The 23527-nt window shown below is 68.4% G+C and carries 21 protein-coding genes and 1 tRNA gene; 11 read left to right on the top strand and 11 right to left on the bottom strand.

Features of this window, described 5'->3' with window-relative positions; genetic code table 11:
* The first annotated feature begins 70 nt into the window (after nt 1-70).
* The gene (locus ACWPXK_RS07115; protein WP_454195166.1) at nt 71-664 is read left to right on the top strand and encodes a TetR/AcrR family transcriptional regulator; all 594 of its coding nucleotides are present in this window, start codon (nt 71-73) and stop codon (nt 662-664) included.
* Here ACWPXK_RS07115 and ACWPXK_RS07120 read toward each other — a convergent pair.
* Nucleotides 661-1554 carry an Abi-alpha family protein gene (locus ACWPXK_RS07120; protein WP_454195167.1) on the bottom strand — a complete coding sequence of 298 codons (894 nt, stop codon included), beginning with the start codon at nt 1552-1554 and terminating at the stop codon, nt 661-663. The genes ACWPXK_RS07115 and ACWPXK_RS07120 overlap by 4 nt on opposite strands.
* On the bottom strand, nt 1545-2867 hold the full coding sequence (locus ACWPXK_RS07125; protein WP_454195168.1) for a DUF445 domain-containing protein: 1323 nt from the start codon (nt 2865-2867) through the stop codon (nt 1545-1547). Before ACWPXK_RS07125 ends, ACWPXK_RS07120 begins: the two co-directional genes overlap by 10 nt.
* Nucleotides 2868-3060: 193 nt before the next feature.
* On the opposite strand from ACWPXK_RS07125, the gene ACWPXK_RS07130 reads away from it, so the two are divergent.
* Entirely contained in the window at nt 3061-3933 is an 873-nt protein-coding gene (locus ACWPXK_RS07130) for an Abi-alpha family protein (protein WP_454195169.1), read from the top strand.
* A gap of 451 nt (nt 3934-4384) precedes the next feature.
* A complete protein-coding gene (locus tag ACWPXK_RS07135) occupies nt 4385-4912 on the top strand; it encodes a nuclear transport factor 2 family protein (protein ID WP_454195474.1) in 528 nt (175 codons plus the stop codon).
* 1 nt (nt 4913) lies between these two features.
* Here the strand turns inward: ACWPXK_RS07135 and ACWPXK_RS07140 are convergent, their stop codons facing one another.
* Nucleotides 4914-6557 carry a peptide chain release factor 3 gene (locus ACWPXK_RS07140; RefSeq protein ID WP_454195170.1) on the bottom strand — a complete coding sequence of 548 codons (1644 nt, stop codon included), beginning with the start codon at nt 6555-6557 and terminating at the stop codon, nt 4914-4916.
* Between the two features lie 308 nt (nt 6558-6865).
* On the opposite strand from ACWPXK_RS07140, the gene ACWPXK_RS07145 reads away from it, so the two are divergent.
* Both ACWPXK_RS07145 and pth read left to right on the top strand, forming a co-directional pair.
* Complete coding sequence (locus ACWPXK_RS07145) at nt 6866-7462, top strand: 50S ribosomal protein L25/general stress protein Ctc (protein WP_454195171.1); 597 nt, start codon at nt 6866-6868, stop codon at nt 7460-7462.
* Between the two features lie 16 nt (nt 7463-7478).
* Complete coding sequence (gene pth / locus ACWPXK_RS07150; RefSeq protein ID WP_454195475.1) at nt 7479-8066, top strand: aminoacyl-tRNA hydrolase; 588 nt, start codon at nt 7479-7481, stop codon at nt 8064-8066.
* A gap of 119 nt (nt 8067-8185) precedes the next feature.
* On the opposite strand, the gene ACWPXK_RS07155 is transcribed toward pth, so the two are convergent.
* On the bottom strand, nt 8186-9838 hold the full coding sequence (locus ACWPXK_RS07155) for a fatty acyl-AMP ligase (protein WP_454195172.1): 1653 nt from the start codon (nt 9836-9838) through the stop codon (nt 8186-8188).
* A gap of 120 nt (nt 9839-9958) precedes the next feature.
* Complete coding sequence (locus ACWPXK_RS07160; RefSeq protein ID WP_454195173.1) at nt 9959-11143, bottom strand: aminotransferase class V-fold PLP-dependent enzyme; 1185 nt, start codon at nt 11141-11143, stop codon at nt 9959-9961.
* A 177-nt stretch (nt 11144-11320) separates the two neighbouring features.
* On the opposite strand from ACWPXK_RS07160, the gene egtA reads away from it, so the two are divergent.
* The 4 genes from egtA to egtD all read left to right on the top strand — a co-directional run bounded on the left by egtA (nt 11321) and on the right by egtD (nt 16182).
* Nucleotides 11321-12667 (top strand): ergothioneine biosynthesis glutamate--cysteine ligase EgtA, encoded by a 1347-nt coding sequence (gene egtA / locus ACWPXK_RS07165; RefSeq protein WP_454195174.1) that lies wholly within the window; start codon nt 11321-11323, stop codon nt 12665-12667.
* A 279-nt stretch (nt 12668-12946) separates the two neighbouring features.
* Nucleotides 12947-14293, top strand: coding sequence for an ergothioneine biosynthesis protein EgtB (egtB, locus tag ACWPXK_RS07170; protein ID WP_454195175.1), 1347 nt, complete (start codon nt 12947-12949; stop codon nt 14291-14293).
* 93 nt (nt 14294-14386) lie between these two features.
* The gene (egtC, locus tag ACWPXK_RS07175; protein ID WP_454195176.1) at nt 14387-15193 is read left to right on the top strand and encodes an ergothioneine biosynthesis protein EgtC; all 807 of its coding nucleotides are present in this window, start codon (nt 14387-14389) and stop codon (nt 15191-15193) included.
* A gap of 17 nt (nt 15194-15210) precedes the next feature.
* The gene (egtD, locus tag ACWPXK_RS07180; protein ID WP_454195177.1) at nt 15211-16182 is read left to right on the top strand and encodes an L-histidine N(alpha)-methyltransferase; all 972 of its coding nucleotides are present in this window, start codon (nt 15211-15213) and stop codon (nt 16180-16182) included.
* A gap of 48 nt (nt 16183-16230) precedes the next feature.
* Here egtD and ACWPXK_RS07185 read toward each other — a convergent pair whose 3' ends face one another.
* The 6 genes from ACWPXK_RS07185 to ACWPXK_RS07210 form a co-directional block, all read right to left on the bottom strand.
* Entirely contained in the window at nt 16231-16875 is a 645-nt protein-coding gene (locus ACWPXK_RS07185) for a DUF2461 domain-containing protein (RefSeq protein ID WP_454195178.1), read from the bottom strand.
* 77 nt (nt 16876-16952) lie between these two features.
* Nucleotides 16953-17999 (bottom strand): hypothetical protein, encoded by a 1047-nt coding sequence (locus ACWPXK_RS07190; protein ID WP_454195179.1) that lies wholly within the window; start codon nt 17997-17999, stop codon nt 16953-16955.
* Nucleotides 18000-18101: 102 nt separating this feature from the next.
* A complete protein-coding gene (locus ACWPXK_RS07195; protein WP_454195180.1) occupies nt 18102-18362 on the bottom strand; it encodes a hypothetical protein in 261 nt (86 codons plus the stop codon).
* Nucleotides 18363-18582: 220 nt separating this feature from the next.
* The gene (locus ACWPXK_RS07200; protein WP_454195181.1) at nt 18583-19563 is read right to left on the bottom strand and encodes a ribose-phosphate diphosphokinase; all 981 of its coding nucleotides are present in this window, start codon (nt 19561-19563) and stop codon (nt 18583-18585) included.
* 2 nt (nt 19564-19565) lie between these two features.
* Nucleotides 19566-21050, bottom strand: a complete 1485-nt coding sequence (gene glmU, locus ACWPXK_RS07205) for a bifunctional UDP-N-acetylglucosamine diphosphorylase/glucosamine-1-phosphate N-acetyltransferase GlmU (protein WP_454195182.1) — start codon at nt 21048-21050, stop codon at nt 19566-19568.
* Between the two features lie 91 nt (nt 21051-21141).
* Nucleotides 21142-21212, bottom strand: a tRNA-Gln gene (locus ACWPXK_RS07210).
* Nucleotides 21213-21836: 624 nt separating this feature from the next.
* Here ACWPXK_RS07210 and ACWPXK_RS07215 point away from each other — a divergent pair.
* Both ACWPXK_RS07215 and ACWPXK_RS07220 read left to right on the top strand, forming a co-directional pair.
* Nucleotides 21837-22451 carry a TetR/AcrR family transcriptional regulator gene (locus ACWPXK_RS07215; protein ID WP_454195183.1) on the top strand — a complete coding sequence of 205 codons (615 nt, stop codon included), beginning with the start codon at nt 21837-21839 and terminating at the stop codon, nt 22449-22451.
* 181 nt (nt 22452-22632) lie between these two features.
* Entirely contained in the window at nt 22633-23280 is a 648-nt protein-coding gene (locus ACWPXK_RS07220; RefSeq protein ID WP_454195184.1) for a TetR family transcriptional regulator, read from the top strand.
* Nucleotides 23281-23527 lie beyond the last annotated feature (247 nt).

The raw sequence follows: 23527 nt of genomic DNA on the forward strand, positions 1-23527 counted from the left end.
CCCTTTCTCTAGCGGTCGCTACAGAAATCAAAGTAGCACATTGTCTAGTGAGCGCTATAAAATTCTTGGCGTGGGTACGACGACCCGGGGACGACCCCGATCCTTCGATCGGGACGTGGCGCTGGAGCAGGCGATGCGGCTGTTCTGGGCGCGCGGGTACGAGGCCACCTCGATCGGCGACCTGACCGCGGCCATGGGGATCGGGGCGCCGAGCCTGTATGCGGCGTTCGGTGACAAGGCGACGCTGTTCAGCGAGGCGGTCGCGAGTTTCGGCGCACGCTACGGCGGGTTCGTCGTACGGGCGCTCGCCGAGGAGGCGACCGCGGAGGCGGCGGTCCGACGCATCCTGCGCGAGGCGGCGACGGAGTACACCCGGCCGGACTGTCCGCACGGTTGCTTGGTGATCAGCGCGGGCGTCAACACGACCAACGCCGAGATCGCCGATCTGCTGCGCGATATGCGCAATCGGAACATCGACACGCTCGCCGGCCGCATCCAGGCCGACATCGACGCGGGCCTCTTGCCGGGACATGTGGACGCGCGCATGCTGGCCCGCTACGTTGCCACGGTCATGCAGGGTATGTCCCATGCGGCCAGGGACGGCGCGAGCCGCGCGGAACTGGAGCGGGTGGCCGAGCTGGCGATGCGAGGGTGGGCGACCTAGTGCCCGGAGGCGCGCCCGTCCTGCACGATCACCGGCAGGCAGCTGCGCACGAAGTCGGCGCCGAAGTCGGTGAGTACCACGCTGCGGTAGATCACCTTGGTACCGAATCCGGATCGCTTCAGCTTCTCTCGCACCGCTGACTGCGCCTCCAGCACTTGGTAGCGGTTGGGGTTGCCGACCGGCTCGCGCGCGTGCTCGACCAAGCCGAGTCTGCGCAGGTTGGTCAGGTACTGCTGGATCCGGTTCGGGAAGCGCAGGCCGGCATGCTCGCCGATCAGCGTGAGCATCGAGCCGACGCGTTCCGCGCCGAGCGCGCGCGGGCGTCCGGTGCGGATGTCGATCGAGGGCTGTGGCCCGTCCAAGTGCAGGAAGCGCAGGATGCGTGCCTCGTCCGGGGTGAGCTCGGCCAGCATGCCCGCGAAGGCCGGGTGGTTGTCGTCCTCGCCGTGGGCGCTGGCCGACAACCGCAGCAGCGCGGCACCCTGCTCGCGCAGCGTCGGCACGCTCTCCCCGGTGGACGGTTGCGTGGCGGCCGGGATGCCGAGCGCCCTGCGCATCGCCGCGCGGACCTCGGATTCGGCCTCGGCGAGCACTTCTCGGGGCGGTGCGCCCTCGATGCTGCGCCGCACGACGGTCGAGGTGACACCGACCGCGGTGCCGACACCCCAGGCGGTCACGCCCGTGACGGCGCTCCACGCGACCCTTGCGACGCCCGTAGCGGCGCGCACCGTAGCCACGGGAACCGTTACCGGTCTGGATGATTCGTCGGAACGAGTGATGTCCGAGGCAGGCCGCCGGGCGATTTCCCGCGATGGCTCGGCGTTCGCCTCCGTCGCATCGCGGTGCTCGACGGCCTGGAGATCGCCGTCGTCCGGACCCGCTACAGCCATGATGTCGCCACTCCCGTTCCGAAGATCAGGATATGAGCGTATCCGGCGAACAGCCCGAGCACACCGCCATGGACGAAAAGCAGCCATTCATCTTGTTTGATCGCGGCGCGCAGCATGTCGACGAAGTCCGGTGGCGACAGCGCCGACATCTGCCTGGCGATGTACTCGTTGATCTGCCTGCCCTGTCGGACGTTGAACTCCGGGTCGGCGAACGCGATCGGCGCGATGGCCATGGCCTCGGTGGTCAACGTCGCCTGTAGCGAGTCGTATTCGCGACTGCCGAGCATGAACTTGACCGCGGGCCGCGCGGGTCCGAGCGCACGGTCGGCGGCGGGACGCAGCGTGTCCTCGAGCATCTGCATGGTGCGATCCGAGCGCGGACCGTTGAGCAACTCGTCGCCGATATTCGCCACCGTGATCACCTGGCTGGAAACCAATTCCGCGTAGCCGTCGGTGATTTCGGATTTGCGTTTGATCAGCAGGCCCTGCCGCCACGGGCACCACCACTTCGGATAGGCGGGCGCGAAGATCATATTGATGCCGATCCAGTTGACCACCCAGCCGATGATCACGCCGCCGATCGGGAGCACGACCAGGCTCGACCATCCGGTCAGATGCAAGACGGCGACCAGCACCGCGCCCATGGGTGCGCCGAAGTAGAAACCGAAGTTCTGCATGAAACGCAGTTCCTTGGCGCCGAGCACCTGGAACAGCGTGTTGAGCAGATGCGGCCGGGCCTGGAAGTAGCGGATCACCATCTGCTTCACGTCGAGCAGCTGATCGATATTCGCGCCCAATTCCTCGGTGAGCTCGCGCAGGATCTCCGGCAACTGCTGGCGCACCCGCTCGTGGATCACTTCGCGCACCTGCGTGGGCAGGTTGTACCAGAGTTGCGGATGCTCGCGCCGCAGGATGTCCTCGACGATGTCCTTGATCTGCGTGTCGGCGATGCTCGCGAGATGCTCGGCCAGCTTGTCCGGCTCGAGCTCGCGGTAGAAGTCGGCGACGCTGCCGAGTTTGGCCAGGCCCTTGTCGACCGCGATGCTGGCCATCTTGTCCGCGCGCGAGGGGACGATGCCCTGCCAGCCGAATCGGCCGTCGTAGCTGAGCAGTGGGAGAACTTGAATTCGCTTGGGCAGGAATGGGTACAGCGCGCGCAGGCCGGGAACTCGGAAGCCGTGGAAGGCGACCGGCTTGAACAGCATGAGCACGCCGGTCCAGTTGGTGATGTAGCCGATGACACCGGTGAATAGAGGTATGGTGACGAGTTCGAGCAGGATCGTGGGGTGGATTCCGAATACGCTCTCCAACACGACACCCTCCTGCCGACACACCGGTGATCGCCGCCTCACCGGCACCCAAAACTAGCACCCGCTCGGCAAAGAAACCCTATTGTCCGCCGCGAGCCGGTCGCACTGTCCGAGTCAGGGCGTTGCGAATGACCCGCGACACAAGGGGAAGTAATCTGTGGGGCGGATTCGTTCACCCGGCGATATCGGAGAAAACGTGACAGACGACAGAACCGGACGGGACGTGGCCCGGCCCGGTTACCGCTCCGTCGAGCGCAGTTCGGATGTCGAACAGCGGCAGATCAGCAACGAAGCGCGGCTGATCCGCGGCGTGTTCCGCGCGGCAGGACTGGCCGCGGGTACCGTCGTGCGCGGCAGCCAGTGGGCCGTCGGTACCACCTTCGAGGTCACCAAGGAGATCACTCAGGCGGCGCTGGACGGCGAGTCCTCGGCCGAGATCGCCGAGCGGACCGGAAACGCGTTGCGCTCCATCGCCCGCAGCGCCCTCGGCGTCACCGAGGGTTCGGTGCGGGAGATCGTCAGCTACGTCCCGACATCCAACGGCGCGCAGCAGGCGCTCGCGGTCGGTTCGCACCTCCGCTCGGCTACCACCGAGGAACTACGCCGCCGCGGCGACGCGCTGCTGGCCAGGTCCGCCGACGTCTACTTCACCGAGGACGTGCACCCGGCCTACGACCGCATCCTCGACGAGCTCGCGCCCGACGAGGCCCGCATCCTGCGCTTCATGGCGCTCAACGGCCCGCAACCGTCGGTCGACGTGCGCACCAACCGTCCACTGGGGATCGGCTCGGAACTCGTGCAGGGCGATCTCACCTCGGTGCCGGACCAGGCAGGTGTGCGCTACCCGGACCGCGCGCGGATGTACCTGATCAACCTCAACCGTCTCGGACTCACCCTGGCCTCCGATGATCCGGTGGTGCTGAGCCGGTACATGGTGCTCGAGGTCCAGCCCGTGGTGGAGGCGGCGCTGAAGAAAGCGGGCCGGGCGCCGAAGATCGTCCGCAAGAGTCTTCGGCTCACCGAGTTCGGCGAGGATTTCTGCCGCACCTGCTTCACGATCGGAAGCTGACCCCCAAGTCCGTTGATATTCGCCGGAATGTTGCCCTAACCGTGATAGCAATCTGATACAACCCTCCCAATTCCAGACTCGGGGTGGGATTGTTGAGGGTATGGATCAGGCAACCGGCGGGCAGGGGCGCGGCGACCCAGCTGTGGGCATCGCTGCGCAAGTGCGTACTGGCCGGGGCGCGGGCTCCGGTGGGCAGGGGCGCGACGACCCGGGATTCCACCCGGGCCGGCAACAGCGCGGCAGCGTGGGAATCGATCCCGGTAGACCGGAGCGGGCCGCTCAGGACGTCGACCAAGGCAGACCGGACCGCGGCGGCCGCGGGACGAGCACCGGTGAGGAGACCCGCGGCGATCGCACCGGCGCGCGGCTGCGCTTCGACGCGGGGCCGATCGACTTCGGGCAGGTGCGCGGCGATCCGAGACCGGCGCGAGCCCGCGAAGACGAGCGGGAAGTGGACGACGTATCGGCGATCAGTCGGTTGAAGTACCGGTACCTTCGCACGCTCGACACCAAATCATGGGATGAGTTCGCGGACACCATGATCCCCGAGGCGACCGCGACCTACAGCGAATATCTCCAGTTCGAATCGCGTGAGGCGTTCATCGCGTTCATGCGGAACACGCTCGGTCCGCACGTGATCACCGAGCACCGATGTGACCACCCGGAGATCGATGTCGACGGTGACAACGCCAGCGGCACCTGGTACCTCGCCGACACGGTCCTCATTCCGGGCCACAACATGCTGCTGCGCGGCGCGGCCTTCTACAACGACCGCTATGTCCGCTGCGACGACGGACGCTGGCGGATCTCCCACACCGGCTACGAGCGCACCTACGAGGTGGTGCTCTCGCTCAGCGATCTGCCGAGCCTGCGGCTGACATCCAGCCGCTGGGGTCTGATCGCTCGGGAAGAGGGCATTGCCTCGGTCGAACGCGAACCCACCGGCCCGACGGTGCGGACCGAGCCCGAGGCCGGCTGACTCAGTCGGCTGTGGCGACCAGGGGCTCCAACGTGAGCTTCGGGTGTTCCTTCTCGATGTATTGCAGCCGCCATTTGTCGCTGAACAGCGCGAGCAGCGCACCGTCTGAGCGGGTGAAGACTTCCACCCCGCGCTGGCGCCCGAGTTCGTCCGCCGACGCGGCGTCGGTACGCCGGGCCAGCGTGTAGCCGAGGTGCTCCATCGTGGTCTCCACGTTGAACTCGGTGAGCATGCGCGCGGTGACCACCTCGAATTGCATCGGGCCGACGGCGGCCAGCACGGGGGAGGCGTCGCCGCGGAGCTCGTTGCGCAGCACCTGCACGACGCCCTCGGAGTCGAGCTGGTCGATGGCCTTGCGGAACTGCTTGTACTTACCCGCGCTCCGGGCGCGCAGCACCGCGAAATGTTCCGGCGCGAACGACGGGATCGGCGGGAACTCCACTTTCTTGTCCACGTACAGCGTGTGGCCTGGGGCCAATGCGGTCGCGTTGACCAGGCCGACCACGTCGCCCGGGTAGGCGGTGTCGACGGTGGCGCGCTCGCGGCCGAACACGGTCAGCGCGTACTTGGTGGCGAACGGTCGTCCGGTCTGCGCGTGGGTGACCACCATGCCGCGCTCGAACTCGCCGGACACGATCCGCATGAACGCCAGCCGGTCGCGGTGGGCGGCGTCCATGCCCGCCTGCACCTTGAACACCACCGCGCTGAACGGGTCGCCGGTCGCGCGCGGTTTGCCGTCGACGTCCGGGCGTGCGCCGGGCGCAGGCGCGAGCGTGACCAGCGTCTCCAGCAGCTGCCGCACGCCGAAGTTCAGCATCGCGGAGGCATAGATGACCGGTGAGGTCTGCCCGGCCAGGAACAGTTCCTGGTCGTGGTCCTGGCCGGTGGCCGAGAGCAGTTCGCTCTCCTCGGCCGCGGTGTTCCACGGCTCACCTTCGCGCGCCTCGGCGGCCTCCGGGGTGAGCGACTCCTCCGGCGCGATGGTCGCGCCGCCCGCGGTGCGAGTGAAGTGGATGTATTCGAGCGGGACGCCGTCTGGACCGCGGCGCAGCAGGCCGCGGAAATCGCCCGCGATGCCGACCGGAAGGAATAGCGGGGTGGGGGTCAGGCCGATTCGCTCGTCGATCTCGTCGAGCAGTTCCAGCGGCGCCCGGCCCGGCCGGTCCCACTTGTTGATCACCGTGATCACCGGGATGCCGCGGTGGCGGCACACCTGGAACAGCTTCAACGTCTGCGGCTCCAAGCCCTTGGCCGCATCGATCAGCATCACCGCGGCGTCGACGGCGGTGAGCACCCGGTAGGTGTCCTCGGAGAAATCGGAGTGACCAGGGGTATCGACCAGGTTGATGACGCTGTCGACCTCCGAGCCCGCGGCGCGATAGTTGAACTGCAGCGCGGTCGAGCTGACCGAGATGCCGCGCGCCTTCTCCATCTCCATCCAGTCCGACACGGTGGACTTGCGCCCGGCCTTGCCGTGGATCGCGCCTGCCTCGGAGATCATCCTGGCGTGCAGGGCGAGCGCCTCGGTGAGCGTGGACTTGCCCGCGTCGGGATGGGAGATCACCGCGAACGTGCGCCGCCGGGCGACCTCGGCGGGCAACCCGCGGGGAGCGGGCGCGACGACACCCTCAGGGGAGGCGCTCAACGCAAAACAACCTTTCGCAGACGACCGATCGGCAACCACGCCAGCGTACGCGACCGGTGCGAACCGGAGTCGATGCGTCGGTTACCACCCGATTCAAGGAGCGCTCCCGCGCTGGGGTATGGTGTTCGGGTTGTCTCGGCGAGGGTGACCGCAGACCAGATTTGCGACACCGTGATCGACGCGGCGCGGCTTCCGGCCGTCCTCGTTCGGTCTTCGCCCCGACGAGTAGACCACCCCGGTCAGGCGTGAGCAACCCCTGACGGGTAAGACGCTGACCGCCAGGAAGAGCCGTAGGAGTAGATCCAGTCATGTCCGACGTCAACCTTCTCGAAGCCTCCGTACGCACCGAGTTCGGCAAGGGCGCCGCCCGCCGCACCCGCCGTGCCGGCAACGTTCCGGCCGTGCTGTACGGCCACCAGACCGACCCGCAGCACCTGTCGGTGAACGCCCAGGCCTTCGCCGCCATCCTGCGCGAGCACGGCACCAACGCGGTGCTGAACCTCGTCATCGACGGCAAGAAGCAGCTTGCGCTGACCAAATCCGTTGTGGTGCACCCGATCCGCCGCTACATCGAGCACGCCGACCTGCTCATCATCCAGCGTGGCGAGAAGGTCACCGCCGACGTGACCGTCACCGTGGTTGGCGACGCCGCCCCCGGCACCCTGGTCACCCAGGAGGCCACCACTGTCTCCATCGAGGCCGACGCGATGAAGCTGCCCGAGACCATCGAGGTCTCCGTCGAGGGCATCGAGCCGGGTACCCAGATCACCGCGGGCGCGCTGGAGTTGCCCGCCGGTGTCACCCTGGCCGTCGACGCGGAGGCCCTGATCGTCAACGTCATCGCCGCCCCGGCCGCCGAGCCCGCCGCGGGCGAGGGTGAGGCCGAGGGCGAAGCGGCCGAGTAAGCCGGAAGCCAGAGCGCTGAACAACACCGAATCGTCCACCGGGCCCGCGCTCGTGGTCGGACTGGGTAACCCCGGTCCCGAATACGAGCGCACCCGGCACAATGTCGGTTTCCTGGTCGCCGACGTGCTCGCGCAGCGCGTCGGCGGCCGTTTCGGTGTGCACAAGAAGTCCGGCGCCGACCTGCTGCAAGCGCGGTTGGACGGCCGCCAAGTGTTGATCGCCAAGCCGCGCTCGTTCATGAACCTGTCCGGCCGGTCGGTGGCCGCGCTGGCCAGGTTCTTCTCCGTGCCGCCCACGGAGGTGATCGTCGTACACGACGAACTCGACCTGCCATTCGGCGCGATCCGCCTCAAGCGCGGCGGCGGCGAGGGCGGGCACAACGGGTTGCGCTCCGTTTCCAGCGCCCTGACCACCAAGGACTACCTGCGCACCCGGATCGGCATCGGCCGTCCGCCGGGTCGGCAGGACCCGGCCGATTACGTGCTGAAGCCGTTCTCGGCGCCGGAACGCAAAGAGGTGCCGGTGATCGTCGAGCAGGCCGCCGACGCGGTGGAGCTGCTGCTGCGCGTCGGCTTGGAGACCGCCCAGAACCAATTGCACTGAGCCTCAGCCAGACTCGTGGCGATGCGGAATCCGGTTCCGGTTCGGCCGGGACCGATTGCGCACAGCCGGATCGGCTTCGCGTGGGCGGCTCCACGCGCGACGGGAATTTCAGCGGTGGTTCACCAGTGCGGCAGATGCATCGCGGTGGCGGACCTGCGCAGCTTGCCGGAGGAGGTTTTCGGCAGTGCGCCGGGGCCGAGCACCGCCACTGTGCGTGGCCGCGCGCCCACCTCGGAGAAGACCGCGTGCACGATTTCGTGCTGGATGCGCTTGACTTCCTCGGGGTTCTGGTGGCTGTTGCTCTCCACCACCACGGCGAAGGTCTCGCGCTTCTGGCCCGCGTCCAAGCGCACCGCGACCGCGTTGCCGGCCCGGACGCCGGGCACTCTGGTCGCCGCGCGCTCGATGTCGGTGGGATAGATGTTGCGGCCGCCCATGATGATCACGTCCTTCATCCGGCCGCACACCACGATCAGGCCCTCATCGGTGAAGTATCCGATGTCACCGGTGTCCAGCCAGCCGTCGGCGTCCTGGGCCGGGCTGAATCCGTCCATCGTCACGTAGCCGGACGTGACCGCGGGGCCGCGCAACTCGATCACGCCCACCGACCGGGGCGGCAGCGGCTGGCGTTCGCTGTCGACGACCCGGCCTTCCAGGTGGTCGACCAGGTAGCCCAGCGTGGGCAACCTGCGAATGTGGGCCGGATGCCCGTGCTCGTCCGGTACCGGCACCGCCTTGCCCAGCGCCTCGAGCAGGTCGGCGTCGATCACGTCGACCACCTGCCCGTGACCGGGATCCGGGACCGAGACGGCGAGGGTGGTCTCGGCCATGCCGTAGACCGGGGTGAGTGCCATTGGGTTGAGCCCGAAGCGTTTTCCGGCCGCGGCCATGGCGTCCATGGTGTCCGCGTCCACCGGTTCCGCGCCGTTCCACATGTATCGCACGCTGCTGAGGTCGTACGCGCCGTCGTCGGCCTGCCGCAGACGGCGGGCCAGCAGCGAGTACGCGAAATTGGGTGCGGCGGTGACGGTTCCGCGGTACTTGCTGATCAGCTCCGCCCACAGCAGCGGCCGGGTCAGGAAGTCCAGCGGCGTCACGGACACCACTTCGGCTCCGAATTGCATCGGGACACTGAGGAATCCGACCATGCCCATATCGTGGAACAGCGGCAGCCAGCTGACCATCACGTCGCTGTCGAGCTGGAACTTCACCCGGTCGAACATCGCGTAGGCGTTGACGAAGAAGTTCGCGTGCGTGATCCGCACCGCCTTGGGCGACCCGGTGGAACCGGAGGTCAACTGCTGCAAGGCGATATCATCCTCGCCGGTCGGCACCGGGTCGATGTCGGGACCGTCGGGCAGTTGGTCGATGCGCACCACGGTGATGCCGCGTTCGCGCAGCAGCGGCTCGGCCGCCTCGAACGGCGCGCCGAGCACGACCGCGCGCGCCTCGATCATGGTCAGCACGGTCTCGGTGTCGCGGGCCCAGATCACCAGGTCGGTGCGCGGGGTGGGTTGATGCAGCATCGTGATGGACGCGCCCCGCATCCAGATGGCCTGGCAGGCCGGGGCGATGTCGACCGGCATGCCCGCGAGCACCCCGACCGCGTCGCCGTGCCCGATGCCCGCCTCGGCCAACCCGCCCGCCATACGCCGGGCGATTCGATGGATTTCCGCCCAGGTACGCCGCAGGGGAGCAGTCGGCTCGCCGGTCACCAAACCGCGTTCGGAGGTCTGCGCCGTGGCATACATCTCGTCGGTGAACCTGCTCAACGTCCAACTCCTCACCGCCGACAATCGGCCGGCAACCGGCCTCCCCCAACTATCCCGCCCCGGCGGCGCGACGTTAACCCCCTTTCTCGGCGGCCAGGTCAGGACAGGGTTGAGGTGGGGCTACAGCGCAGCCACCGCGGCGACGAATCGGTCGAGTTCGTCGAAGCCGACGAAGCAGTGCGGCGAGGCGCGCACGACCGACGGGAGGCCGCGGCCGGTCATGTCGAGCAGGGTCGAGCTGGCATGGCTGACCGTGACCGTGATGTCCTGCGCCAGCAGCCGGTCGCGCACTTGGACGGAGTCGACGCCGTCGACGGTGAACGACACGATGCCGCTGTGCCGGATGCCGAGGTCGCGCACCGTCACGCCGGGAATCTCGGGCAGCGCTTTGCGCAGGTGTTCGGCGCGCGCGGCGATCGCGGCGTAAACGTCTTCCGGACCGAGGTCGAGCAGGTACCGCACGGCGGCGCCCAGACCGAGCCGCCCCGCGACGTCGCATTCCCAGAACTCGAAGCGGCTGGCGTCGGGCGCGAGCCGGTAGTCGCTCGGGCCGGTCCATTCGGCGCTGTGCAGGTCGAGCCGCTCGGGTTCCATGGACCGCGCCAGTTCTGGTCGCAGATACAGGAATCCGGTGCCGCGCGGGCCGCGCAGCCACTTGCGGCCGGTGGCCGACAGTGCGTCGACGCCGAGCTCGACCACGTCCAAGGGCAGCTGTCCAGCGGACTGACAGGCGTCGAGCAGCACCAGCGCGCCGACCGAGTGCGCGATCCGGGTGGCCTCGGCGGCCGGGTTCACCAGGCCGCCGTTGGTGGGCACGTGCAGCACCGAGACCAGCTTGACCCGTTCGTCGACCAGCGCGGCCAACGCGTCGAGATCGATCTGTCCGCCGCTGTCGCTGGGGATTGTCTCGACGGTTGCCCCGGTGGCGCGGGCGCGCTGTAGCGCGGCGATGGCGTTGCTGGCGTAGTCGGACTCGGAGACCAGGATGCGATCGCCGGGGGACAGCGGGACCGAGTAGAAGAAATCCGCCCACGAGCGGGTGGCGCTGTCGCTGAGCGCGATGCTCGCGGGATCGGCGTTGATCAGCGCGCCGATCGCCGTCTTGACGTCGGCGAGGTCGTCGAGCCGCTCGTTCGCGGCGCGGTAGCCGCCGACCTCTGCTTCGCGCCGCAGATGCGCGACAACCGTCTCGGTGACGACCCGCGGCGGTAGCGACGACCCGGCGCTGTCGAGGAAAACGGGGCCGGGTCCGGACCCCGACGCGCATCCGGGAGTGTCGGCTCGTACACGATCGTCATCCAGCATGCAGCCGACCTTAACGGGTCGATTGTTCGGCTTCATGTCGGTTTCTTGTCGGCCGTCGTGGCTACGCTGGATGGATCGCCGCGTGCGAAAGTCGGTCCAGGAGTGGCATACGACCGGGTCGCGCGGCGATAACGGAAGACAGCGGACTACATCCGGGACGCCGGAGTGGAGGTTGGCATGGCGGTCACGCTCGAGAGTCCCCAGACAGCCAGTTGTGCCACTGAGCAGGGGGAATTGTCCTCCCGCGCGGCGGCGGAGGCGTATATCGGCGGTGTCTGCTTCAAGCTGGGACCACCCGCTCTGATCGGCGCCGAACTCGAGTGGCTCACGGTGCAGGGTGAGTGTTCGGCGTCCGGCCCTTCGGCCGCTCCGCGTCCGCAGCTGACTGCCCTTGCGGATGCCCTCGGACCCTACGCACCACGGTCCATCGCCCCGGATTCACCGGCGCTCGCTCTGCCGGGGGGCAGCCGGATCACGCTCGAGCCCGGTGGTCAGATCGAACTTTCCAGTGCCCCCTACGGCACCGCCGCGCAGCTGTGCGACCGGCTGCGCGAGGACGCCCGCATGTTGCGGGAACTTCTCCAATCCCGGTCCATCCGCCCCGTTTCGGTCGCCGCCGACGCGGACCGCCGCCCCAAACGCCTGCTCCAGCTGCCGCGCTACCGCGCGATGGAGCGATCGTTCGGCGGCATCGGACCGTTCGGCAAGCTGATGATGTGCAATACCGCCGCCACCCAGGTCAGCGTCGACGCAGGCGCCGACCGCGCGGAGGTCACCGCGCGCTGGACCGCGCTGTACGCGATCGGTCCCGCCCTGCTCGCCGCCTTCGCCTGTTCGCCTCTTCTTCGTGGTGCGCCGCCGGGAGCATGGGCGTCCCAGCGCATGCGGGCCTGGCTCCGCCTGGACAACGCCCGAACCCGCCCACCGGTGCTGGACTGGACCGACCCGGTGGCCTCGTACGGCAAATGGGCGCTGGACGTACCGCTGCTGTGCGTGCGCCGACCCGACGACGCCGACGCGCCCGGTAACGGCCATGAGCACGGCTGGTCCGCGCCACCCGGCGCGACCTTCGCCGACTGGCTCTCCGGCGCGCTGGACGACGAAGTCGGCCGCCGCCCCGACACCGGCGACCTGGACTACCACCTGACCACCCTGTTCCCGCCGGTGCGCGCCTCGGGCCATCTGGAGGTCCGCTACATCGACGCCCAGCCCGGCGACGCCTGGACCATCCCGGTCCACGTGATAGCCGCGCTCCTGTCGAGCCCGGCGGTGGTCGCGGAGGCGACATCGATCGCCGCGCCGCTCGCCGATCGCTGGGTCGACGCCGCCCGCTCCGGGTTGGCCGACCCGGAGCTCCGGACGGCCGCGGTCGCGCTGCTGCGACTCGCGGCCGCGCATGCCGCGACCGAACAGGCGGCCCGTGCCATCGAGTCCGCCGCCGAGCGATGTCGCGGCGGTCGCACTCCGGCCGAAGACGACGCCGAGAACAATGGCGCCGCACAGCCTCCGGGAGGCGCCCCGTGACGACGCACCCGCCCCGCATTCTCGACCGCGGACCGGTTGAGGCCCGCATGGGCCGACTCACTGGCAACCCCCAGGACGACACCGAGAAGGGTGTGGGCGCGCAACCTCCGGCGGCCGCTTCACCTTCGCCCGCGGGAGCCGACCCGTGATGACCCACCTACCGCGCATCGTCGGCCGCGCGCCGGCCGACCAGTCCAGCAAGGGCCGAATCGCGCGCGGCCGCACCGAGTCTCGCGGCCGCGACGACGCCGACCAGCACGAATCCCGGAGACGTTTCCCGTGACTACTTCGCACCCAGCCCCGACCGACCATTCCGGCACCGAACAACTCCGCGACCGGATCGCCGACGTTCTCACGCGCGCACGGCAGCGCACCCTCGCCCTCACCGACTGTGTCGACGAAGCCGAACTGGTAGCCCAGCATTCGCGCTTGATGAGCCCCTTGGTCTGGGATCTCGCGCACATCGGCAATCAGGAAGAACTCTGGCTCGTTCGCGACGTCGGCGGCCGCGAGCCGGTACGCGCCGACATCGACGAGCTCTACGACGCCTTCAAGCACGCCCGCGCCAACCGGCCCGCGCTGCCACTGCTCGACCCGACACAGGCCCGCGGCTATGCCGGCACGGTGCGCGACAAAGTGTGGGATGTCCTGGAGGACAGCGAATTACGAGGCAGGCCACTGATCGACGGCGGTTTCGCGTTCGGCATGATCGCCCAGCACGAGCAGCAGCACGACGAAACCATGCTCGCCACCCACCAGTTGCGCGCCGGAGCCGCCGTGCTCTCCGCTGCGGCCGTGCCGTCCGCTTCGGCGACCCTCAGCGGGGACATCGTCATCCCCGCGGGCGAGTTCACCATGGGCACCTCGACCGACGCGTGGGCGCTGGACAACGAGCGCCCCGCCCATCAGATGTGGGTGGCCGGCTTCGCGATCGATGCCGCGCCGGTGACCAACGAGCAGTACCTCGCCTTCATCGACGACGGCGGCTACGAGCGCCCCGAACTCTGGTCCGAGCGCGGCTGGACGCACCGGATCGAGGCGGGGTTGGTCGCGCCGCAGTTCTGGGAGCGCGACCCGTCCGGGCGCTGGTGGCGGCGGGTGTTCGGGGTGATGACCCCGCTGCGGCCGCGCCAGCCCGTCGTGCACGTGTGCTGGTTCGAGGCCGAGGCCTATGCGAACTGGGCGGGCAAGCGGCTGCCCACCGAAGCCGAATGGGAGAAGGCGGCCAGGTTCGACCCGGTGACCGGTGCGTCGCGCCGATTCCCTTGGGGTGACGCTGATCCCGACGTCACCACCGCGAACCTGGGACAGCGTCATCTGGAACCCGCCGAGGTCGGTGCGTATCCGGCCGGTGCGTCACCTGCGGGCGTGCATCAGCTGATCGGTGACGTGTGGGAATGGACCGCGTCCGGCTTCGAGGCATACCCGGGCTTCCGCGCGTTCCCGTACCGGGAGTACTCCGAGGTCTTCTTCGGCGGCGACTATCGCGTGCTGCGCGGCGGTTCTTTCGGTACCGATCCGGTCGCCTGCCGCGGCACCTTCCGTAATTGGGACCATCCCATTCGTCGCCAGATCTTCGCCGGCTTCCGCTTGGCGCGCGATCTGCGACCGGGAGAAGGCGAGTGAACCACCACGCTCGCCCCGGTGGCCTGTGGTCGGGCTGTTCGGGCGAATCGGTGAACCACAGGCACCCCCCGTTGATCGCTTCGGCAGGTGCCGATGTGTAGACATCTGGGCTATATCGGCCCGCCGGTGCGCGTCGGCGACATGCTGACGCTCGGCTCGCATTCGCTGCACACCCAGTCGTGGGCCCCGCGGGACATGCGCCGCGGCGGCACCATCAACGCCGACGGCTTCGGCGTCGCCTGGTGGCACACCGCGCAGGACGTGATCACCGTCAGCCGGTACCGCAACGCCGCACCGATCTGGACCGATCCTGCGGTGGAGGAAGTGCTGCCGCACCTGGAATCCTCCGCGATGCTCGGCGCGGTCCGGTCGGCGACGATCGGCATGCCGGTGGAGCGCTCCGCGTGCGCGCCGTTCACCCGGGACCGCTGGGCCTTCAGCCACAACGGCGTGGTTCCGGACTGGCGCCGCACCCTGACCGCGGTAGCCGCCGAGTTCGCGCTCATCGCGGCCGAACTCGGCGCCGAGGAACTGTTCACCGCGGCGCGGCTGCTGGAGGCGGAATCCGCCACCGACACCGCGACGCTGTGGGTACTGCTGTGCGATCTGCTGGCCACCAGCTCGCCGGACGGCGAGTGGTCCGCGGCCCCGGCGGCGTTGCGGCTGCTCGTTTCCGCGATTCTCGACCGAGCACCGGAAGCACGCCTGAACTTCCTGCTCTCCGACGGTGCGCAAATGTGGGCGACCACCTGCCACCACTCGTTGTCGGCGCTGGTCACCGACGACTTCGCGATCCTGTCCTCCGAACCGTTCGACGACGACCCCCGCTGGCAGTCGATCCCGGACCGCAGCCTGGTGACCGCAAGGCCCGGTGCGCTGTCCGTCGATGCTCTCCTCTGACCCGAAAGGCCTCTGCCATGACCGCAGCGACCCTGGACATCCACCTCACCGACGACGACCTGACCGCGGCGTTGCGCGCGGACGCCCGGTTGGGACTGACCACGGACCCCAAATGGCTTCCCCCCAAATGGTTCTACGACGCCAGGGGCAGCGAGCTGTTCGAGCGGATCACCGAGCTGCCCGAGTACTACCCGACGCGCACCGAGCGCGCGCTACTGGAGCGAGTGGTCGATGAGATCGCCCGCGCCGCGCAGGCCGAGGTGCTCGTCGAGCTCGGCGCGGGTTCGGCGGCCAAGACCCGGCTGTTGCTCACCGCGCTGAGTGCGCAGGCGCCGCTGAAGACCTATGTGCCGCAGGATGTTTCCTCGGCGGCGTTGCGCGCCACGGCGGACCAGGTCGCCATCGAGTTTCCCGGGCTCGCCGTGCACGGCGTGGTCAGCGATTTCACCGACACGCTGCAGAACCTGCCGCGCGGTGGCCGCCGGATGATCGCTTTCCTCGGCGGCACCATCGGCAATCTGGTCCCGGAGGGACGTGCCGAGTTCCTGGGCAGTATCCACGACGTGCTCGAGCCCGGCGAGCATGTGCTGCTCGGCGCCGGGCTGGTCATCGACCCGGCGGTGCTGGTGCCCGCCTACGACGACGCGGCGGGCGTCACCGCCGAGTTCAACCGGAACGTGTTGCACGTGCTGAACTCCCGCTTGCGCGCCGACTTCGCGCCGGAGAAGTTCCGGCACGTCGCGGTCTGGGACCCGGCGCGGGAGTGGATCGAGATGCGGCTGGAGGCGAGCGAGGACATGACCGTCACGGTCGCCGACCTCGACCTCACCGTCGGCTTCGCCCGCGGCGAGCAGCTGCGGACGGAGATCTCGGCGAAGTTCCGGGTCGAGCGCCTCGACGCCGAACTCGCCGCCGCGGGCTTCGCCACGCGGAACGTGTGGACCGATCCGGACGAGCGGTTCGCGCTGGTGCTGGCCGAACGCCGCTGACCCTGGGCGGGCGGCGCGCTCGAACGCCGCGGTGGTCGGCCGCCCGCACTACGAAGGCGCGCCGCCGACCACCGCGGCCAGCCACTCGACGAGCGGCCGAATCGTCTCCCAGGCGGCACGAACCTCCTTCGCCGCGCGCGGCGTCTCCAGCCAGGCGGGCGCCCCCAATTCCTTTCCGCAGGTGAGGGATTTGTGCCGGAGCAGGTCGATGCGCGGATGGTCGGCGTCGTAGCCCTTCGGCCTGGTTTTCAGCTTCTCGCCGCCGATGGTGAAGCCCGCCGCGGCCAGTTTCGCGAGAATCGCCACGAGCTCGGGTCCGCGCACGTCGTCATCGATGGTGGCGCGCAACTGCGCGAGCTGGGCGGGCGAACCCTGATAGAAGCCGCCGCCGACGAACAAGCCCCCGGCGTTGATCCGGACGTACCAACCAACGCCCGGCGCGGCGCGCACCACGGCACCCTGTGCGGTCTTGTACGGCGACTTGTCCTTGGCGAACCGCACGTCCCGATAGGGCCGGAAGATCTTGGCCGGCCCGAACGCCGGCTCGAGTTCGGCGACCAGCGCGGTCATCGGCTGCTTCACCGCGCGGTCGTAGATGTCCTTGTTCGCCGTCCAGAAGGCCTTGGAGTTGTCGGCCTCGAGGTCTTCGTAGAAGTCCAATCCGGCCAGCGGGAAGCCCGCGAATCCGGTCATGATCGTGCCTCTGCCGCGGCTGGACGGTCTTCGTAGAAACCCAGCGGGACCACACCGAATCGACGCATACCGGAAATCTACGTCGTCAAGTCTCCGCCGAACACGACGAACCCGACGATGAAGCCGATCACCATCCCGACGCCCGACGCGATCGCGGCCCATTTGCCGAGCGATTCGCCCTTGTTGTGCCCGATCACGCCGAGCACTATCCCGGCGGGGCCGAACAGGATCGGGCAGAACAGCACAGCCGTCACCGCGCAGACGAATCCGATGATCGAGTACACCTGGCTGCCGGTCTGCCGAGGCGGGGTGGCATAGGGTTCGTACCCCTGCTGCGGGTAGGACGGATAGCCGTATTGCGGCGGCTGCGGTCCTCCGGGCGGATAGTTGTACGCTCCGCCCGCCGGGTACTGGGATGGACCGCTAGGCGGGTAAGGCTGCTGAGCGCCGCTAGACGGCTGCCCCGCCGCAGGGTACGGCGGTTGCTCGCCGAAGGGATACGGTGGTGGCTGCTCGCCGGAAGGATACGGTGGCTGCTCGCCGGAGGGGTACGGCGGTTGCTCGCCCCAGGGGTACGGCGGCTGCTCGCGCGAGGGGTACGGTGGCTGCCCGGCCGAGGGGTACGGCGGCTGGCCGCCGGGCGGGTACTGCGTTCGACCGCCCGGCCCGTACCGCGCTTGATCATCCGGCGTGAACGGCTTCGTCGACTCGTCGGTCGGGGGTTGCGGCGCGGAGCCGGACAACGGGGTTTCCGGCGGCTGGCCCGGCGAGGCGGGTTCGGCGCCCCACGATTGCTGACCGGTCTCGCCGTCGGCGCCCCATGGCTGCGGTTCGGCTGGCTGACCGCTGGGTTCCGCGCCCCACTCCCCACCCAGCGGGCCTGCGGGCGGTGTGCCGGTGGGCTGCCACCATTCTCCAGGGGGCTGGGCTCCGGTCGGCCCCGGCTCGCGTTCAGGTTGCGGCTCGGCGGGCTTCGGTTCTTTTCCCGCGGATTCGTCGCCTGGAGCCGTATCGCCGGTCGGCGGCTGCGCGGATTCGCCGCCGGTCGCGTCCCCGGTGGGCTTCGACGACGCCGACGGGCGCTGCGCGTCGTCGGTGGGTTCCGGATCCTTCGGCGTGCTCATCGCACCCTCCTCGTATCGTCCCGGTCACGCCACCTATGCCTACCACGGCGAACTCGTCGTCATACCCGATTGCGCCGGTGTGGCGTGCCGGACCGGCACGTCTCAGAGGTCCTCGTCGCTGACGATCTCGATCGCGGCCACCTCGGCGGATCGGTCGTCGGCCTCGTCCTCCTCGGCGCGGCCGTTGCTTTGCGTCCACTCCTGGTCGAGCTCGTCACCGATGCCGAGCCTGCCGTCGTCGTCGTTCTCGTGGTAGCGGATGGTCAGGTCGTCGGGCGGATCCTCGATGTTGCGCTGATACTCGCGGATCTCGTACTCCTGGTCGTCGTCCCCCATCTCGGTTTCCAACGGGTCACGGTCCATACCCCCAGTATCGCTCCTCCGCCTCTCCGCGTCTTCAGGCCGCACTAGTTGGGACCGCTGGATTTGCGTTCAGGTCCTGCGTCGGGTGCCGCTCGGGTTCTGGGCGTACCCGACGAGTTACCCATGTCCGTACGAGATCAGTTGTTGCGTTGGACGTGGTCAGATGTTCGAAAACGGCGGCCCGGACCGGAGTCCGAGCCGCCGTTTTCGCGACGTATTCCTAGGCGTTGCCGTTGAAAAGGCCGGTTACCGAGCCGTTTTCGAAGACCTCGCGGATGGTGCGGGCCAGCAGCGGCGCGATGGACAGCACGGTCAGCTGCGGGAATTTCTTCTCTTCGATGATCGGCAGCGTGTTCGTCACCACGACCTCCTTGGCGCCGCAACTGGCGAGGCGCTCGGCGGCGGGCGGGCTCAGCACGCCATGGGTCGCGGCGATCACCACGTCACCGGCCCCGGCCGCCTTGAGCACGTTGACCGCGCCCGCGATGGTGCCGCCGGTGTCGATCATGTCGTCGATCAGGATGCAGGTACGGCCCTCGACCTCGCCGACCACGCGGTTGGACTTCACCTGGTTGGGCACCAGCGGGTCGCGGGTCTTGTGGATGAACGCCAGCGGCGAGCCGCCAAGCGAGTCGGCCCACTTCTCGGCGACGCGCACGCGGCCGGAGTCAGGGGAGACCACGGTGATGTGCTCGAGGCTGTAGTTGTTCCGGATGTACTCCGCCAGCTGCAGCTGGGCGTGCATGTGGTCGACCGGGCCGTCGAAGAAGCCCTGGATCTGGTCGGTGTGCAGGTCGACGGTGATGATCCGGTCCGCGCCCGCGGTCTTCAGCAGATCGGCGACCAGCCGGGCCGAGATCGGCTCCCGGCCGCGGTGCTTCTTGTCCTGGCGGGCGTACGGGTAGAACGGCAGCACCGCGGTGATCCGCTTGGCCGAGCCGCGCTTGAGCGCGTCGATCATGATGAGCTGCTCCATCAGCCACTGGTTCAGCGGCGCGGGGAAGCTCTGCAGGACGAAGGCGTCGGATCCGCGGACCGACTCCTCGAACCGGACGAAGATCTCGCCATTGGCGAAGTCGCGCGCGACCTGCGGCGTGACGTGGACGTCGAGTTCCTTGGCGACCTGCTCGGCCAGCTCAGGATGAGCGCGTCCCGAGAAGAGCATCAGGTTCTTCTGGTTGTCGATCCATGACGCGGTCACTGCTACTTGCCATCCTTTTGCTCGATTGCCTGACCCGACATCTCTTTGGCCGCGATGGCTTCCGCCGCCGCGCGCGCCGCGTCCGTCCCTGGACGGTGTCGCTGCACCCAGCCCTCGATGTTCTTCTGCGGTCCACCGGACACCGCGAGAGCCCCGGGCGGAACGTTTCTGCGCAGTACAGTACCCGCCGCCGTATAGGCGCCGTCACCCACGGTCACGGGCGCGACGAACATCGTGTCGCTGCCGGTGCGCACGTGCGAGCCGACCACGGTGTGGTGCTTGCTCACCCCGTCGTAATTGACGAAAACGCTCGACGCGCCGATGTTGCTGTGCTCGCCGATGGTGGCGTCGCCGACGTAGGTCAGATGCGGCACCTTGGAGTGCGCGCCGATCGAGGCGTTCTTGGTCTCCACGAAGGCGCCCAGCTTGCCCGTGTCGCCGACCACCGTGCCGGGGCGCAAGTAGCTGAACGGGCCGATCGTCGCGTTCGGCCCGATGGTCGCGCCGTCACCGTGCGTGCGGACCACCTTGGCGCCGTCGCCGACCACGACGTCGGTGAGCGTGCTGTCCGGGCCGACCTCGGCGTCCTCGCCGATGACCGTGTTGCCGAGCAGCTGCACGCCCGGGCGCAGCACCGCGTCCCTGCCGATCCGCACACTGGCGTCCACCCAGGTGGAGGCGGGGTCCATGATCGTGACACCCGCACGCATGTGGCGCTCCAGGATGTACCGGTTGAGCGTGCGCGCCGCCGCGGCCAGCTGCACCCGGTCGTTCACCCCGGTGACCTTGGCCGCGTCCACCAGGCGGGCGCCGTGCACCGGGTGACCGGCCTCGCGGGCGAGGCGCAGCACGTCGGTCAGATACAGCTCGTGCTGGGCGTTGGCGGTGGACAGCCTGCTGATCATGGTGCGCAGCACCGCGGCGTCGAACGCGTACACGCCCGAGTTGACCTCGGTGATCGCGGTCTGCTCCGGGGTGGCGTCGGCGTGCTCGACGATCTCGGCCAGCTGGCCGTCGGCGTCGCGCACGATCCGGCCGTAACCGTTCGGGTCCTCGGGCACGAAGGTCAGCACCGTGACCGCGGGACGCTCGGCGTAGCTGCGGTGCTCGTCGAGCAGCGCGGCGAGCGTGTGCCCGTCCAGCAACGGCACGTCGGCGGAGGTGACCAGGACGTCGCCGGTGAAGCCGACCGGCAGGGCGGCCAGTGCGCACTGCACCGCATGCCCGGTGCCGAGTTGCTGCTCTTGCACGGCCGAGGTGATCTCCCGGCCCAGATCGTCGGCCACCGCGGCCACCGCAGCGCCGACTTGTTCACGGTCGTGGCCCACCACGGTGATGAGGTATGCGGGGTCGATCTCGTTCGCCGCATGCAGCGCGTGTGCGAGCATGCTCCGACCGGCCAGCGGATGCAGTACCTTGGGGGTCTTCGACCGCATTCGCGTTCCGGCACCGGCTGCGAGAACGACGACGACGGTCTGCTGTGGCATGGATCTCCCTCGGCTGCCTGTCCTCGTGCTGGGCTGTCGTCGTGCTTGGTCAGCGATATGCGGGCCAACGATAGTCGTTCGTGCTCTCGAGCTCCGCCGCCAGGACTCGAACCTGAACTCTCTGAACCAAAATCAGATGTGCTGCCATTACACCACGGCGGATTGCCACACCGGCGGTTCGGTAAACCCCCGCCGCTGTGCCACGGCACGGGATGAATCCTCGCATACTCTCCCGCCTCCCCGCGAATTGTTGGTGCTCTCCCGCCTCGCTCCCCCGCCTCTCCGGGTCTTTAGGCCGTACTAGTTGGGGAGCGCTGGATTTGCGTTCAGGTCCTGCGTTGGGAGCCGCTCGGGTTCTGGGCGTACCCGGTGAGTTACCCATGTACGTGCTAGATCAGTTGTCGCGTTGAGAGTGGTGGTGTCATTGGGGCGCTCGGTCCGGTGTCGGATGCCTGGCAATCTGGGCGTACGCAGTGGGTTGCCCGTGTCCGGGGTGGGATCGAATGAAGTGTGGAGCTGTGATCGAGGGTCGATCGGGGGCGTTGCCGAGCGGTCTGGAACAGTGGTATCCGAACATCAGTGCGTCGGGGTCTTCCCGACGTGACGACTGATTTCGTATGAACATGGGTAACTCGTCGGGCACGCCCAGAACCCAGGGTGACACCCGACGCAGGACCTGAACGTAAATCCTGGGTCACCCGACTGGTACGGCCTAAAGACCCGGAGAGGCGGGTGAGCACAGTGTCAGTGTCTTCGGGTGAGCCGCATCGGGTAGCCCGGCCGCGTATGACCGGCACCCAGCGGCGCCAGCAGTTGATCGAGATCGGTCGCGCGCTGTTCGCCGAACGTGGGTACGACGCGACCTCGATCGAGGAGATCGCGCAACGCGCCCAGGTCTCCAAACCCGTGGTGTACGAACACTTCGGCGGCAAAGAGGGTTTGTACGCGGTCGTCGTCGATCGCGAGATGTCGATGCTGCTGGACATGATCACGTCCTCGCTCACCCAGAACCGATCCCGGATCCGGCTGGAAAAGGTCGCGCTGGCGCTGCTGACCTACATCGAAGAACGGACCGACGGGTTTCGAATTCTGGTGCGCGATCAGCCCGCCGCCGCGGCGGAAGGCCGGTACTCCAGTTTGCTCAACGAGGCGACCAATCAGGTGGCGCACATCCTGGCGAACGATTTCGAGCGTCGCGGGCTCGACGCCAGCCTGTCCACCCTGTACGCGCAGGCGCTCGTCGGTCAGGTCGCCACCGCCGCGACCTGGTGGCTGGATGAACGCCAACCGTCGAAAGAGGTGGTGGCGGCGCATCTGGTGAACCTGTGCTGGAACGGCCTGAGCCATCTGGAGGCCGATCCGCGATTGAGCTCGGAATGGCGTGCGGGAGCCGGGGAGTGACCCGGATTGTTAACCAGCGAATTGCGCGGTAGGTCTGGCGGTATGCGCGAATTGGCTGCTGGGCGCGCTCCTGGTGGTACGGTTCACCCATCCTTTGGGTGCTGTTCGGGCGGTAAGTCGGTCAACTTCGGGATGTCGGTCTACTTCAGGATGGCTGGTTTTGGGATGACAGGCGGATCTGATGGCTAGGCAAGCGCGCGCGGAGATCACCCGCGATTCCGTCCTGGCAGGCGCTGCCGATGTCTTTCTGCGCTTGGGATATGCGAACGCGAGCCTGAGCGAGATCATCGCGCAGTCCAATGTGACCAAGGGCGCCTTGTACTTTCACTTCGGCTCGAAGGAAGAGCTGGCCCGCGCCGTGGTCGACCAGGGCAACGAGAGACTCATCAGCTCGTGTCAGGGCTTCTTCGATCCCCGGGTGCCCGCGCTGGAAGCGTGCATCGGGATCACCTACGTCGTCGCCGATCTATCGATGAACGACCCGATGGTCGGCGCGATGCTCAAACTGACCCACCAGATCGGCGACTACCGGGGCGCTCAGGGCGACAACATCGCCAAGACCTGGGGCGACACCTACCGGCTGCTCGCCGAACGGGCGATCGCCCAGGGCGACCTGGTCCCCGATCTGGATGCCGAGATCATCGGCTTGCTCTTGCAGGAGATGGCCGCCGGCGTGCACATCATCGCCGTCGGCACCGAGTCGATCGATCAAATGGCGGTGCGGATGGAGCGGGCTTGGTACTTTCTGCTCCCCGCCCTCGTGCCGCCCGAAAAGCTTTCGTACTTCAGGGAATTCGCGGCCAGACGGTTGCGGCGCTACGTGCCGTAACTTTGGCAGCGGCTTCGCCGCAGCGTGTTCGCGGCCCCCTTGTGGCTCGCGTCCGAGCGACCGCCGCTGGCGACTTCGTCGCGGACGCGGCGGCCGCTCGGACGCGAGCCGGGCCGCGAACGGGGAACGCTCGGTCTCGCTTCGCTCGAAAGCGGGTGGTCGAGCCGGTGTGGTTGCGTGCGGAAGCAACCGCCGTACCTGTGCCAGGCGCTGGATGACGGTTGCGTGCGATTGCCGCGCTAGTCTC

The sequence above is a fragment of the Nocardia sp. Marseille-Q1738 genome, assembly GCF_965283145.1.